Genomic DNA, 13,288 nt, shown 5'->3' with positions numbered 1-13,288 from the left:
GGAGATTCTGGGAGTCGGGGGACCGGTCGGACAAGGCTCACGAACTGTGCGTTCCGTCCTACGAAAACCGCCTCTGACCTGTCATGATGGAAACGTCTTCACCCCTGACTGGGAGGCGCGGTGCAGGAGTCGAGCGGCGTGCCGGACGTCTTCGACCCGCGGATCTACGCCGCCGGGATCCCGCACGACCGCTTCCGCGCGCTGCGCGACCGCGCGCCCGTCGCCCGGCAGGCGGAGCCGGAGATCCTCGGATGGCCCGCCGGGCCCGGTTTCTGGGCCGTCACGCGGCACGCCGACGTCGTCCGGGTCCTCAAGGACTCCGCCACGTACTCCTCGGCCCTCGGCGCCACGCAGATCCGCGACCCCGACCCCGCCGACCTGCCCTTCATCCGGCGCATGATGCTCAACCAGGACCCACCCGACCACGGCGGGCTCAGGCGGCTCGTCAGCCGGGCCTTCACCCCCGGGCGGATCGAGCGGTTCGCCGTCACCGCACGGGAGCGGGCCCGCGGCCTCCTCGCGGACGCGGTGGCCGCCGCGGACGGCGGCGAGGTGGACCTCGTCCGGGCCGTCACCGACGACTACGCCCTGCTCAACCTCACCGACCTGCTCGGCGTACCCGCGAGCGACCGGGGGCTGCTCCACGCCTGGACCGAACGGGTCATCGCCTACCAGGACCCCGACGAGCCACCCGTCCTCGACGGCGAGGGGCGGCCGGTCAACCCCCGGTCACCCGCGATGCTCGCCGAGATGTTCGGCTACGCGCAGGAGCTCGCCGCGTACAAGCGCGCGCACCCCGCAGACGACGTGATGACCTCGCTGGCCACCTCCGAACTCGCCGACGCCGAGCTGGAGATGTTCTTCTTCCTGCTCACCGTCGCCGGGAACGACACCGTGCGCAGCGCCGCCCCCGGCGGACTCCTCGCCCTCGCCGAACACCCGGACGAGCAACGGAGGCTGTGGAACGGGAGCGTGTCGACCGACACGGCCGTCGACGAACTCCTGCGCGTGCACCCGTCCGTGCTGTCCTTCCGGCGCACGGCCGCCCACGACACCGAGCTGGCCGGACAGGCGATCCGGGCGGGCGACAAGGTCGTGGTCTTCCACGCCTCCGCCAACCACGACGAGCGGGTCTTCCCCGACCCGCACCGCCTCGACCTCGGCCGCACCCCGAACCCGCACGTGTCCTTCGGCGACGGCCCGCACGTCTGCCTCGGCGCCCACTTCGCCCGGCTTCAGCTCCGCGTGCTGTACGAGGAGGTGCGCGCGGCCTGCGGCGGTCTCACGCCCGCCGCCCCGCCCCGCCGCCTCGTCTCCAACTTCATCAACGGCGTCAAGTCGCTGCCGGTGCGGCTGCGGGAGCCGTCCGCGCCTCCCGCGTGACGTCGGCCACCAGCTCCACCACATCGGGGCCGTACGCCTGCGAGTTGACCACCTTGAGGAGCAGGACGAAGGATCCCGAGCGGTGGGTGCGCGCCAGTGACTCGTGGTGGCGCGCCAGATAGCGGGTCGCCGCCTGGTTGGTGATGGCCCGCTGGCCGCAGAAGAGGAACACGGGCCGGCCGCCCTCGCCGGCCGTGAGCCGGGCCAGGATCACGTACTCGGACACGCCCACCTCCGAGAGGTAGCGCTCCGAGCCGATCCGGAACATGCCCCGGACCGGGCTCGGTTCCACCTCGACGTTCACCTCGACGCCCGGCAGGAGAGTGGCCAGATGGGCGTCCATCCGCCGGTTCGAATAGGGGCCGCCGACACAGAACTCGGTCCGGTCCCCGAAGCCCTGGTGCGCCTGGTCGTGGGTGAGGATGCGGGCCTGTGCCCCACAGTCCTTGATGAGCGCGGAGAGTTCGAGGAGCGCGAACACGTCGAACCGGTGCACCGATCGCTCGCCGCCCGACTCCCTGTTCACCACCAGCAGGCACTCCGCGTTCCCCGGCAGCCCGAAGAACGCCTGCTTGCGCCTGAGCCTGCGCCGCCACAGGTACGTGCGGCCCAGCCACCCGAGGGAGGCGCTGACCCCGGTGGCCAGCACCCCGAGCACGATGTTGCGCACGTCTTCGTCCATGGGCGCGCATGGTAGCGGCGATCCGGACTTCGTTCGAGGCGGTCCTGACGGGAGGCGCGCGCGGAAGTTACGCTGCGCGGACGGTTGTTGACTGGAGGTTGCGCATGCGTCGATCCGCCGCTCGGAAGGTCTCCGCCCTCGCTGTCGCGGTGACGGTCCTCTCGGTGGGCGCGGCAGCGCCACCCGCGGCCCCGCCCGGCGCCCCGCCGGGGCCGGTCAAGGAGCCCGTCGCCGTCGGTTACGGCGGAGCGGTCGCCAGCGTCGACGCCGACGCCTCGGCCGCCGGCATCGAGGTGCTCCGCAAGGGCGGCAACGCCGTGGACGCCGCCGTCGCCGTCGCGGCGGCCCTCGGCGTCACCGAGCCCTACTCCGCGGGGATCGGGGGCGGCGGCTACTTCGTGTACTACGACGCCAAGAGCCGTACGGTCCACACCGTCGACGGGCGGGAGACCGCACCCCGCTCCGCCGACGCGAACCTCTTCGTGGAGAACGGCAAGCCGATCCCCTTCGAGGAGGGCATGACCAGCGGCCTGGGCGTCGGCACCCCCGGCACCCCGGCGACCTGGAAGACCGCCCTCGACGCCTGGGGCAGCAAGCGCCTCTCGACCCTCCTCGAACCCGCGGAGCGGCTCGCCCGCGACGGATTCGCCGTCGACCCCACCTTCCGCGCGCAGACCGCCGCCAACGAGGCCCGGTTCCGCGACTTCCCCGACACCTCCGCGCTCTTCCTGCCGGGCGGGCAACTGCCCGTGGTCGGCACGGTCTTCAAGAACCCCGACCTGGCCCGTACGTACGAGACGCTCGGCCGCGAGGGCATCGGCGCCCTCTACCGGGGGCCGCTCGCCCGGGACATCGTCGACACCGTCCGCACGCCCCCGGTCCGCGAGGGCGCCACCCGGACCGTCCGGGCCGGCGACCTGACGGAGCGTGACCTCGCCGCGTACCGCACCGAGTTCCGCAAGCCGACGAAGGTCGCGTACCGCGGGCTCGACGTCTACGGCATGGCCCCGTCCTCCTCCGGCGGCACGAGCGTCGGCGAGGCGCTCAACATCCTGGAGGGCACCGACCTCGCCGCCGCCACCCCGGCCGGCTATCTGCACCGGTACATCGAGGCCAGCCGGATCGCGTTCGCCGACCGGGGCCGCTGGGTCGGCGACCCCGCCTTCGAGTCCGTGCCGACCCGGGGACTGCTCTCCCAGCGGTACGCCGACTCCCGCGCCTGCCTGATCCGCGACGACGCCGTCCTGACCAGCCCGCTCGCGCCCGGCGACCCGAACGACCCGGCGCCCTGCGCGAGCGGCGGGACCGCGGCCCCGACCACGTACGAGGGCGAGAACACCACCCACCTCACGGCCGCCGACAAGTGGGGCAACGTCGTCGCCTACACCCTGACCATCGAGTCCACCGGCGGCAGCGGGATCACCGTGCCCGGCCGGGGCTTCCTGCTCAACAACGAGCTGACCGACTTCTCCTTCGCCCCCGCGAACCCGGCCGTGCACGACCCGAACCTGCCCGGCCCCGGCAAGCGCCCGCGCTCCTCGATCTCCCCGACGATCGTCCTCGACCGGCACGACCGGCCCGTCCTCGCCCTCGGCTCGCCGGGCGGCGCGACCATCATCACGACGGTCCTCCAGACCCTCACCGGGGTCGTCGACCGGGGCCTGCCGCTCGTCGACGCGATCGCCGCACCGCGCGCCAGCCAGCGGAACCAGGCCACCACCGAACTCGAACCGGGCCTGTGGAACAGCCCGCTGAGGGCGGAGCTGGAGGGCATCGGGCACGGCTTCCGGCAGAACCCGGAGATCGGCGCGGCCACGGGTGTGCAGCGGCTGCCGGACGGCCGCTGGGTGGCCGCAGCGGAGACGGTCCGCCGGGGCGGCGGCTCGGCGATGGTCGTCCGGCCGACGGGCCGGTAGCGGGCGCCCCGGGGCTTCTGGAGCCCTGGAGCTTTGCAAGGGCCCCGGAGCCCTGGAGTTCTGGGGTTCTGGAGCCCGGCAGGGCCCAGGAGCCCTACAGGGCCGTGAGCACCCGCGGGCCGTCGTCCGTGATCGCGACCGTGTGCTCGGCGTGGGACGCGCGCGAGCCGTCGAGCGTACGGATGGTCCAGCCGTCCCGCGCCGTGTAGTGGTCGTCCGTCCCGCCGCCGATCAGCATCGGCTCGATCGCGAGCACCATCCCGTGCCGCAGCTTCATGCCCCGGCCCGGGCGTCCCTCGTTGGGGACGCCCGGGTCCTCGTGCATGGTGCGGCCGATGCCGTGGCCGCCGAAGCCGTCCGGGATGCCGTAGCCCGCGGCGCGGCAGACCCGGCCGATCGCGTGCGCGATGTCGCCGATGCGGTTGCCGACGACGGCCGCCGCGATGCCCGCCTCCAGGGCCTCCTCCGCCGCGGCGATCAGCCGGGTGTCCTCCGGCCGGGCCCGGCCGACCGTGAAGCTGACGGCCGCGTCGCCCGCCCAGCCGTCCAGGAGCGCCCCGCAGTCGACGGAGACCAGGTCGCCGTCGGCCAGCCGGGTCCCGTCCGGGATGCCGTGCACGATCGCGTCGTTCACGGAGAGGCACACGACCGCCGGGAACGGCACCGGCGCCCACTCCGGGCGGTAGCCGAGGAAGGGCGAACCGGCGCCCGCCTCCGCCAGGACCTCGCGGGCGGCCCGGTCCAGCTCGGTCAGCGCGACACCCGGCGCGGCGGTCTCCCGCGCCGCCGCGAGGGCGCGGGCCACCACCCGTCCCGCCTCGCGCATCGCCGCCAGGGATTCGTTCGTCTTGATCTCCACCATGCCAATTACTATACCGGTATTAGAATGGCGGCATGGTACGCACACCCCTGACCCCCGAAGAGCGCGAGCGCGGCGAGCGCCTGGGCCTCCTCCTGCGCTCGGCGCGCGGCGAGCGGTCCATGGTCGAGATCGCGGCCGCGGCCGGCCTGTCCGCCGAGACCCTCCGCAAGATCGAGACGGGACGGGCCCCGACGCCCGCCTTCTTCACCGTCGCGGCCCTCGCCGGCGTCCTCGACCTCTCCATGGACCAACTCGTGGTGCTCTGCGCACCGGCCCCGGTCTGACGGCCCCGGTCTGACGGGGCCGTCGCTCACAGCGACACGGCCAGCTGCACCCGGCGGTGGCGCGGGCGCTCGATCTCGTCGAGGAGCGCGAGCGCCAGATCGGCGTGCCCGATGCGGCCGGGTCCCTCGATCACGGTGCCCACGGCCGTCCGGTACGCGCCGGTCCGCTCCGCCTCCGCGTTCAGGTCCAGCGGCGGGACGACCATCAGCCAGTCGAGCGGCCCCGCCTCGGCCGTGAGCAGGGCGAACTCGGCCACGTGGCCCTGGGCGAAGGCGCGCCAGGCCGCCGGGAACTCGGGCGCGTCCATGATCCGCACCCCGGGCGCGGTCTCCAGCGTCGTGGCGATCCCGAGAGTGAGCAGCCGCCGCACCCCCGCCTCCGTGAGGCCTGCGACCAGCGCCTTCGCCGCCGCCGTGAAGTACTCCTCCGAGGGCAGGTCCAGGCGGACCGCCGCGTTCACCGCGGCGTCGTGGCCGGCCGCCACCGCCGCCACGGAGGCCGCGTCCGTCGCGTCTCCCCGTACGAGCGTGACTCCCGCGCCCTCCAGGTCGCGGTACGCGGCCGGATCGCGGACCACGGCCGTCACCCGGTGGCCCCGGGCCACCGCCTCCGCCACGGCCGCCCGGCCGACCCGCCCACCGGCGCCGAAGACCACGATCCGCAGTTCGGCGCTGTTGCTGTTGCTGTTGCCCGTGTCGATGTCCATGACCGGACCGTAGGACGGGGGTCCCTGGTTACTTCAACGGTACTGGGCTAGCGTCGGCGGCATGATCGAACCGCCGTCCCCGCAGCCGCTCGGCCCGACGTTCTTCCATGACCCCGGCTGCGGCGGAGGTCCCGCCCAGCCCATTCGCGTCGGCGGCAAGTGGACGGCGATGGTGCTGCGTTGCCTGGAGGACGGGACGCCCCGGCGCTTCACCGAACTGCGCGTCCCCCTGCACTGGATCACCCCCAAGGTCCTCACCGAGACCCTCCGCGCCATGGAGCGCGACGGCTTCCTCACCCGCACCGTCCACGACGAGAACCCGCCCCGCGTCGAGTACGCCCTCACCGCCCTCGGCCGCTCCCTCATCGAGCCGCTCGACACGGCCTGCGACTGGGCCCGCGCCCACGCTCCCGCCATCACCGAGGCCCGCGCCTCGTACGAGCAGGCCGGCCCCGTGGCGTAGTACCGGATGCGGGTCCGGACGGCCTGGGCGACCGTGGACCCGTGCACTCTCGTCAGAAGCGCTTCCTCGCCGCCCTCCTGGGCCCGGTGCTGCTCCTCGGCGCGGCGGCCTGCGGCACCGACGACGCGGTCACCGGGGCCGTCGACCCGCCCCGGTCCGTCGCACCGGAGAAGTTCCGGCACCCCGGGGTCCTCGTCGGCGGCGCCCAGCTGGCGGCGGTGCGCAGCCGGGTCGCCGCGGGGGAGGAGCCCTGGGCCTCCGCGTACGAGGCGATGGGCGAGAGCGCGTACGCGGCCCTCGACTACACCCCCCATCCCGCGAGGACCGTCGCCTGCGCGTCCAACGCCGGGACGGACGCCTGCGTCGCCGAGCGCGAGGACGCCATCGCCGCCTACACCCACGCCCTCATGTGGTCGGTGTCCGGCAAGGCCGCGCACGCCGAGAAGGCCGTCGAGATCATGGACGCCTGGTCGGAGACGGTGAAGGAGCACACCCGCGACGACGCCGACCTCCAGACCGCCTGGTCCGGCTCGTCCTGGGCGCGCGCCGCCGAGATCGTGCACGCCGGATATCCGGCGTGGCGGGCGCCCGCCGTGCAGCGGTTCAAGTGGATGCTGCGCAAGGCGTACCTTCCCGCCGTTACCTCCAAGGTGCCCGACTACAACGGCAATTGGGAGCTGTCGATGACCGACGCCGCCATCGGCATGGCGGTCTTCCTGGAGGACCGGACGGTCTTCGAGGAGGCGGTACGGCGTTACCGGGCCCGGGTCCCCGCCTACTTCTACCTCTCCTCCGACGGCGCCCTGCCCAAGGCCCCGCCCGGCGGCACCATCGACACCGCCGACGAGCTCGCCACGTACTGGTTCGGGCAGCGCACCTATGCCGACGGGCTCGGCCAGGAGACCTGCCGCAACTTCATGCACATCGGGTACTCGCTCGCCGCCACCGCCCACATCGCCGAGACCGCCTGGCACCAGGGCCTCGACCTGTACGGCGAGGAGGCCGAACGGCTGGGCGCCGCGCTGGAGTTCCATGCCCGCTACCAGCTCGGCGAGACCCCGCCGAAGTGGCTCTGCGGCGGGAAGGTCGAGCGGACCATGGGCCCGGACGTCGAGGTCGCCCTCAACCACCTCGAAGGCCGGATGGGCATGAAGCTCCCGCAGACCGAGAAGCTCGCCCGGAGCCAGCGGCCGGGCGGCACCGACGACCTCTTCGTCGCCTGGGAGACCCTCACCCACGCCGCCAACCCGACCCCGGCCTGATCGACAGGACACCCTCTAGGCTCCGGAGCATGATTCCCGAGGAACTGCGGCGCGGCCGCTACGTCAGCCTGACCACCTTCCGCAAGAACGGCACAGGGGTCGCCACGCCCGTCTGGTACGCGGTGGAGGGCGACGAGCTGTACGCCTGGACCCGCAGCGACTCCTGGAAGGTCAAGCGGCTGCGGAACGACCCGCGCGTCGAGGTCGCCGTCTGCGACGTGCGCGGCAACGTCGCCGAGGGCGCCACGCGCTTCCCCGGCGAGGGCCGGCTGGTCGAGGGGGAGGAGCTGCGCCGGATCCGGGGCCTGCTCTCGCGCAAGTACACCTGGCAGTACTGGCTCACCGACGTACCGGCCATGATCGTCCGGCTCGGCAAGCGCCCCCACACCGGAATCGTCGTCCGCATCGGTGAATCCGCCGGGTGAGGCACCCACCCGAAAACGGACCGTAGTCGTCCCGTAACACGACTGCGGTCCAATACCCGCGGACCGAAAGGTCCCAGTCGACGGCGGGGCAGGTGCGGATCGCATGACGGTGTATCAACTCCCGGTGGAAGTCGCCACGTTCACGCGCTGGCTGACGGAGCTCGCGGCCCGCATCCGGCCGGACACCGGCTGGTACGGGGTCTTCGCCGCCCGCGACCCGGAGGGGCTGCGCGCCTGCTTCGACGGTGCGGAGATCCTGCCCTGGGACGTCGTCGAGTCGCTGCTCCAGGACGCGGGGGAGCCCGCCGACGGACCGCTCGCCGCCCGGGCCGGGGCGCTGTACGCGGCGGCGGCCACCGCCCACGACCGCCGCCCCGGAGGGGCCGCCGCGCTCGCCGAACGCCGGGACCTGATGGACCGCGAACGCCGGTACGCCGAGTCCCGCGCCCGCGAACTGGGGGAACAGCTCCGCGCCGCCACGGGGGCGGCGGAGGCGGCAGGCCTGGAGAGCGACCTCGCCTGGATCCGGGACGACCGCGCCCGGGCCGTCGCCCGCGTCACCGAACTGACCACACGCCTGGCCCGCCTCGGAGAGGCCGGGCATGCGGCCCCGGCCCGGGCCCCGGTCGCAGCGCCCGCCCCGGCTCCAGCCCCGGCCCCGGCCCCAGCGCCGGCCCCGGTCGCGGCTCAGCCTTCGGCCCCGGCCCCGGCGCGGGCCCGGACCCCCGCGAAGTCCCGCCCCCGTGGCGCCCGGTACGCCTGGCTGGAGGAGAGCGCCGAGGAGCGCGAGGCCGTGGCCGTACCCGTGCTGCCGACCGGGGGAGCGGCGCCCCGGGGCGCCAGGTTCGGCGGCGGCGGCGAGAGTGCCGCGACGAGCGACCGGGCCCGGGCCGCCGAAGCGCGGGATCCCGCGGAGGCCGCCCGCGCCGCGGCCAACGCGGTCTACGCCCTCCAGCGGCTGCGCGCCCAGGGCCGCAGCGGCGAGGCGCACGTCCTGCTCTGCGAGGCGCTCAGCGGCCCGCCGGACCGGCTGCCCGCCCTCGCCGCCGAGCTGCACCGCGCCGGCCTCGGCGCCGACTGGTCCACCCTGCTCTGGGAGGCGGCCTCGCTGCCGCCCGGCCGGCTCGCCGCCGTCGCCGGGGTCCTCGCCGACGCGGGCCGGGCCGCCGACTGCGACCGGCTCCTCCGCCAGGGCGTGGCCCGCCCCGTGGAGGAGCTCGCCGGCGCCTGCGCCGCCCTCCATGCCGAGGACCACCACCGCGAGGCGCACGCCCTGCTCACCGCCTTCGTCCGGGTCAGGCCCCCCGAGGACGCCGCCCGTCTCGCGGGCGCGGACCCGCGCGGACTCGTCCCCCAGCTCCTCGACGCGGCCCGCGCGGTCTCCGTCGCCCGCGAGCGCGACCTGCTCCACGCCCTGCGCGTGGCGGGCCTCGCGGGAGCCTGATCCGGGGCGCCGGCACCCCCTCCGCGGGCACGAGTCATTACTTGCGGGTACGTGTCGGTACGTGTCCGACGTGGACCACTCGGGTATGAAACATGATCGACGCCGCCGCTTCACGGCGGTGGTCTTGCTCCGGGGTGTGACGGGGCTTACGTTCTCCTCCTACGCCCCGCGTCTACGGGCGTAGAGGCTCTCTGACGCCGTGCCGAAGGAGCAGCTCATGACCGACGTCGTACGCGCCGCGCTCGTCCAGGCGACCTGGACCGGCGACACCGAATCCATGATCGCCAAACACGAGGAGCACGCCCGGGAGGCCGCCCGGCAGGGCGCCAAGGTGATCGGGTTCCAGGAGGTGTTCAACGCCCCCTACTTCTGCCAGGTCCAGGAGCCCGAGCACTACCGCTGGGCCGAGCCCGTCCCCGACGGCCCCACCGTCACGCGGATGCGGGAGCTCGCCCGGGAGACCGGGATGGTGATCGTCGTCCCCGTCTTCGAGGTCGAGGCCGAGGGCTTCTACTACAACACCGCGGCCGTCATCGACGCCGACGGCACCTACCTCGGCAAGTACCGCAAGCACCACATCCCGCAGGTCAAGGGCTTCTGGGAGAAGTACTACTTCCGCCCGGGCAACGCCGGCTGGCCGGTCTTCGACACCGCCGTCGGCCGGGTCGGCGTCTACATCTGCTACGACCGCCACTTCCCCGAGGGCTGGCGTCAACTGGGCCTCAACGGCGCACAGTTGGTCTACAACCCCTCGGCCACCTCGCGCGGCCTCTCGTCCTACCTCTGGCAGCTGGAGCAGCCCGCGGCCGCCGTCGCCAACGAGTACTTCGTCGCCGCGATCAACCGCGTCGGCCAGGAGGAGTACGGCGACAACGACTTCTACGGCACCAGCTACTTCGTCGACCCGCGCGGCCAGTTCGTCGGCGAGGTCGCCTCCGACAAGAGCGAGGAACTCCTCGTCCGCGACCTCGACTTCGGCCTCATCGAACAGGTGCGGCAGCAGTGGGCCTTCTACCGCGACCGCCGCCCCGACGCCTACGACGGGCTGGTGCAGCCGTGAGCAGTCTGTACGACCGGCACAAGGCCGTCATCCCCGACTGGGTCGCCCTCTACTACCGCGACCCCATCGAGATCACCCACGGCGAGGGCCGCCACGTCTGGGACGCCGACGGACGCAAGTACCTCGACTTCTTCGGCGGCATCCTCACCACCATGACCGCCCACGCCCTGCCCGAGGTCACCAAGGCCGTCGCCGAGCAGGCCGGGCGGATCGTCCACTCCTCGACGCTCTACCTCAACCGGCCCATGGTGGAACTCGCCGAGCGGATCGCCGGTCTCTCCGGCATCCCCGACGCCCGCGTCTTCTTCACCACCTCCGGCACCGAGGCCAACGACACGGCCCTGCTCCTGGCCACCGCGTACCGCCGCTCGAACCAGATCCTGGCGATGCGCAACAGCTACCACGGCCGCTCCTTCACCACCGTCGGCATCACCGGCAACCGCTCCTGGTCGCCCACCGGCCTCTCCCCGCTCCAGACCCTGTACGTGCACGGCGGCGTCCGCAACCGCGGCCCCTACGCCCAGTACACCGACGATCGGTTCATCGAGGCCTGCGTCGCCGACCTCGAAGACCTCCTCGGCCACACCCGGGACGTCGCCGCCCTCATCGCCGAGCCCGTCCAGGGCGTCGGCGGCTTCACCTCCCCGCCGGACGGCCTGTACGCCGCCTTCCGGCGCGTCCTCGACCGGCACGGCATCCTCTGGATCGCCGACGAGGTGCAGACCGGCTGGGGCCGCACCGGCGACCACTTCTGGGGCTGGCAGGCCCACGGCCAGGCCGGACCGCCCGACATCCTCACCTTCGCCAAGGGCATCGGGAACGGCATGTCCGTCGGCGGGGTCGTCGCCCGCGCCGAGATCATGAACTGCCTCGACGCCAACTCCATCTCCACCTTCGGCGGTTCGCCGATCACCATGGCCGCGGGCCTCGCCAACCTCTCCTACCTCCTGGAACACGACCTCCAGGGCAACGCCCGCCGCGTCGGCGGCCTCCTCATCGAACGCGTACGGGCCGCCGCCGCCGGGGTCGACGCCGTACGGGAGGTGCGCGGCCGCGGTCTGATGATCGGCATCGAACTCACCGAGCCGGGCACCGACCGCGCCGACCCGGCCGCGGCCGCCGCCGTCCTGGAGGCGGCCCGGGAGAACGGCCTGCTCATCGGCAAGGGCGGCGGACACGACACCAGCGCCCTGCGGGTCGCCCCGCCGCTCTCCCTCACCGTCGCCGAGGCCGAGGAAGGCGCCGCGATCCTCGAAGAGGCGCTCAGATCCCTGTAGTTCGCGCCCCGCCTCCGATCCCCGTACCCGTACCCGCGCACCGCGCCCCGCGTTCCGTCGTGCGCGCCCCGTACCTCACCCTCACTCACGCAGGAGAGTCCCGTGAGCACCCGTACCCTCATCCGGGGCGGTCTCGTCGTCACCGCCGCCGACGAACTCCACGCCGACGTGCTGATCGAGGACGGCCGGATCGCCGCCCTCGCCGCCCACGGCTCGGACGCGGCCGCCGGCTGGACCGCCGACCGGACCGTCGACGCCACCGACCGCTACGTGCTGCCCGGCGGCGTCGACGCCCACACCCACATGGAGCTGCCCTTCGGCGGCACCGCCGCCTCCGACACCTTCGAGACCGGCACCCGCGCCGCCGCCTGGGGCGGCACCACCACGATCGTCGACTTCGCCGTCCAGACCGTCGGCCGGAGCCTGCGTGAGGGACTCGACACCTGGTACGCCAAGGCCGACGGCAACTGCGCCGTCGACTACGGCTTCCACATGATCCTCTCCGACGTGAACGAGCACACGCTCAAGGAGATGGACCGGCTGGTCCAGGAGGGCGTGAGCTCGTTCAAGCTCTTCATGGCGTATCCGGGGGTCTTCTACTCGGACGACGGCCGGATTCTCCGCGCCATGCAGCGCTCCGCCGACAACGGCGGGCTGATCATGATGCACGCCGAGAACGGCATCGCCATCGACGTCCTCGTCGAACAGGCGCTCGCCCGCGGGGAGACCGACCCCCGCTACCACGGGGAGGTCCGCAAGGTCCTCCTGGAGGCCGAGGCCACCCACCGCGCGATCCAGCTCGCCCGGGTCGCCGGGGCGCCCCTCTACGTCGTCCACGTCTCCGCCGAGGAGGCCGTCGCCGAGATCGCCGCCGCCCGCGACAAGGGGCTGCCCGTCTTCGGCGAGACCTGCCCCCAGTACCTCTTCCTCTCCACCGACAACCTCGCGGAGCCCGGCTTCGAGGGCGCCAAGTACGTCTGCTCCACGCCGCTCCGCCCCAGGGAGCACCAGGCGGCGCTCTGGCGCGGGCTGCGGACCAACGACCTCCAGGTGGTCTCCACCGACCACTGCCCCTTCTGCTTCACGGGACAGAAGGACCTCGGCCGCGGGGACTTCTCCAAGATCCCCAACGGCCTGCCGGGGGTGGAGAACCGCATGGACCTCCTCCACCAGGCGGTCGTCGAGGGGCACATCTCCCGCCGCCGCTGGATCGAGATCGCCTGCGCCACGCCCGCCCGGATGTTCGGCCTCTACCCGCAGAAGGGCACGATCGCGCCCGGCGCGGACGCCGACGTCGTCATCTACGACCCGAACGCCCGCCAGACCCTCTCCGCGGCCACCCACCACATGAACGTCGACTACTCCGCGTACGAGGGGAAGGCGATCACCGGACAGGTCGAGACCGTCCTCTCGCGCGGCGAATTCGTCATCGACCAGCGGAAGTTCACCGGCCGCGCCGGACACGGCGCCTTCACCCCCCGCTCCACCTGTCAGTACCTGAACTGAACCCCGAACCAGGAGGT

General features: G+C 73.3%; 13 protein-coding genes. 10 read left to right on the top strand and 3 right to left on the bottom strand.

The features are described 5' to 3' along the window. Positions 1–120 precede the first annotated feature (120 nt). The gene (locus ACFC0G_RS27690; RefSeq protein ID WP_376407849.1) at positions 121–1,383 is read left to right on the top strand and encodes a cytochrome P450; all 1,263 of its coding nucleotides are present in this window, start codon (positions 121–123) and stop codon (positions 1,381–1,383) included. Here ACFC0G_RS27690 and ACFC0G_RS27685 read toward each other — a convergent pair. Then, positions 1,334–2,065, bottom strand: a complete 732-nt coding sequence (locus ACFC0G_RS27685) for a hypothetical protein (RefSeq protein ID WP_376407847.1) — start codon at positions 2,063–2,065, stop codon at positions 1,334–1,336. The genes ACFC0G_RS27690 and ACFC0G_RS27685 overlap by 50 nt on opposite strands. A gap of 104 nt (positions 2,066–2,169) precedes the next feature. On the opposite strand from ACFC0G_RS27685, the gene ggt reads away from it, so the two are divergent. Then, complete coding sequence (gene ggt, locus ACFC0G_RS27680) at positions 2,170–3,981, top strand: gamma-glutamyltransferase (protein ID WP_376407845.1); 1,812 nt, start codon at positions 2,170–2,172, stop codon at positions 3,979–3,981. A 94-nt stretch (positions 3,982–4,075) separates the two neighbouring features. On the opposite strand, the gene map is transcribed toward ggt, so the two are convergent. Continuing rightward, positions 4,076–4,843, bottom strand: coding sequence for a type I methionyl aminopeptidase (gene map / locus ACFC0G_RS27675; protein ID WP_376407843.1), 768 nt, complete (start codon positions 4,841–4,843; stop codon positions 4,076–4,078). A gap of 32 nt (positions 4,844–4,875) precedes the next feature. Between map and ACFC0G_RS27670 the strand changes: the two genes are divergently transcribed. Further along, positions 4,876–5,127: a helix-turn-helix domain-containing protein gene (locus ACFC0G_RS27670; protein WP_267046677.1), complete on the top strand. Its 252-nt coding sequence runs from the start codon at positions 4,876–4,878 to the stop codon at positions 5,125–5,127. 26 nt (positions 5,128–5,153) lie between these two features. Here the strand turns inward: ACFC0G_RS27670 and ACFC0G_RS27665 are convergent, their stop codons facing one another. Beyond that, the gene (locus ACFC0G_RS27665) at positions 5,154–5,834 is read right to left on the bottom strand and encodes an NAD(P)-dependent oxidoreductase (RefSeq protein ID WP_376407841.1); all 681 of its coding nucleotides are present in this window, start codon (positions 5,832–5,834) and stop codon (positions 5,154–5,156) included. A 61-nt stretch (positions 5,835–5,895) separates the two neighbouring features. Between ACFC0G_RS27665 and ACFC0G_RS27660 the strand changes: the two genes are divergently transcribed. The 7 genes from ACFC0G_RS27660 (at position 5,896) to hydA (ending at position 13,271) form a co-directional block, all read left to right on the top strand. Continuing rightward, positions 5,896–6,297, top strand: coding sequence for a winged helix-turn-helix transcriptional regulator (locus tag ACFC0G_RS27660; protein ID WP_376407839.1), 402 nt, complete (start codon positions 5,896–5,898; stop codon positions 6,295–6,297). Positions 6,298–6,338: 41 nt separating this feature from the next. Continuing rightward, a complete protein-coding gene (locus ACFC0G_RS27655) occupies positions 6,339–7,559 on the top strand; it encodes an alginate lyase family protein (protein ID WP_376407837.1) in 1,221 nt (406 codons plus the stop codon). A 29-nt stretch (positions 7,560–7,588) separates the two neighbouring features. Further along, positions 7,589–7,984 (top strand): PPOX class F420-dependent oxidoreductase, encoded by a 396-nt coding sequence (locus ACFC0G_RS27650; RefSeq protein WP_376407835.1) that lies wholly within the window; start codon positions 7,589–7,591, stop codon positions 7,982–7,984. A gap of 103 nt (positions 7,985–8,087) precedes the next feature. Further along, entirely contained in the window at positions 8,088–9,428 is a 1,341-nt protein-coding gene (locus ACFC0G_RS27645) for a UL36 very large tegument protein (RefSeq protein ID WP_376407833.1), read from the top strand. Between the two features lie 217 nt (positions 9,429–9,645). Continuing rightward, positions 9,646–10,488, top strand: coding sequence for a nitrilase-related carbon-nitrogen hydrolase (locus ACFC0G_RS27640; RefSeq protein WP_376407831.1), 843 nt, complete (start codon positions 9,646–9,648; stop codon positions 10,486–10,488). Beyond that, positions 10,485–11,765, top strand: coding sequence for an aspartate aminotransferase family protein (locus tag ACFC0G_RS27635; RefSeq protein ID WP_376407829.1), 1,281 nt, complete (start codon positions 10,485–10,487; stop codon positions 11,763–11,765). Before ACFC0G_RS27640 ends, ACFC0G_RS27635 begins: the two co-directional genes overlap by 4 nt. A gap of 102 nt (positions 11,766–11,867) precedes the next feature. After that, a complete protein-coding gene (gene hydA / locus ACFC0G_RS27630; RefSeq protein WP_376407827.1) occupies positions 11,868–13,271 on the top strand; it encodes a dihydropyrimidinase in 1,404 nt (467 codons plus the stop codon). The last annotated feature ends 17 nt before the right edge of the window (positions 13,272–13,288 follow it).

Origin of the sequence: Streptomyces sp. NPDC056169 (assembly GCF_042268445.1) — a bacterium.
Lineage (GTDB): Bacteria > Actinomycetota > Actinomycetes > Streptomycetales > Streptomycetaceae > Streptomyces.
This window is presented reverse-complemented; position numbering and strand designations above follow the sequence as displayed.

Coding starts and splice junctions, on each gene's coding strand:
- ACFC0G_RS27685 (WP_376407847.1), bottom strand. CDS start 2,065: ATGGACGAAGACGTGCGCAACATCGTGCTCGGGGTGCTGGCCACCGGG.
- ggt (WP_376407845.1), top strand. CDS start 2,170: ATGCGTCGATCCGCCGCTCGGAAGGTCTCCGCCCTCGCTGTCGCGGTG.
- map (WP_376407843.1), bottom strand. CDS start 4,843: ATGGTGGAGATCAAGACGAACGAATCCCTGGCGGCGATGCGCGAGGCG.
- ACFC0G_RS27670 (WP_267046677.1), top strand. CDS start 4,876: ATGGTACGCACACCCCTGACCCCCGAAGAGCGCGAGCGCGGCGAGCGC.
- ACFC0G_RS27665 (WP_376407841.1), bottom strand. CDS start 5,834: ATGGACATCGACACGGGCAACAGCAACAGCAACAGCGCCGAACTGCGG.
- ACFC0G_RS27660 (WP_376407839.1), top strand. CDS start 5,896: ATGATCGAACCGCCGTCCCCGCAGCCGCTCGGCCCGACGTTCTTCCAT.
- ACFC0G_RS27650 (WP_376407835.1), top strand. CDS start 7,589: ATGATTCCCGAGGAACTGCGGCGCGGCCGCTACGTCAGCCTGACCACC.
- ACFC0G_RS27645 (WP_376407833.1), top strand. CDS start 8,088: ATGACGGTGTATCAACTCCCGGTGGAAGTCGCCACGTTCACGCGCTGG.
- ACFC0G_RS27640 (WP_376407831.1), top strand. CDS start 9,646: ATGACCGACGTCGTACGCGCCGCGCTCGTCCAGGCGACCTGGACCGGC.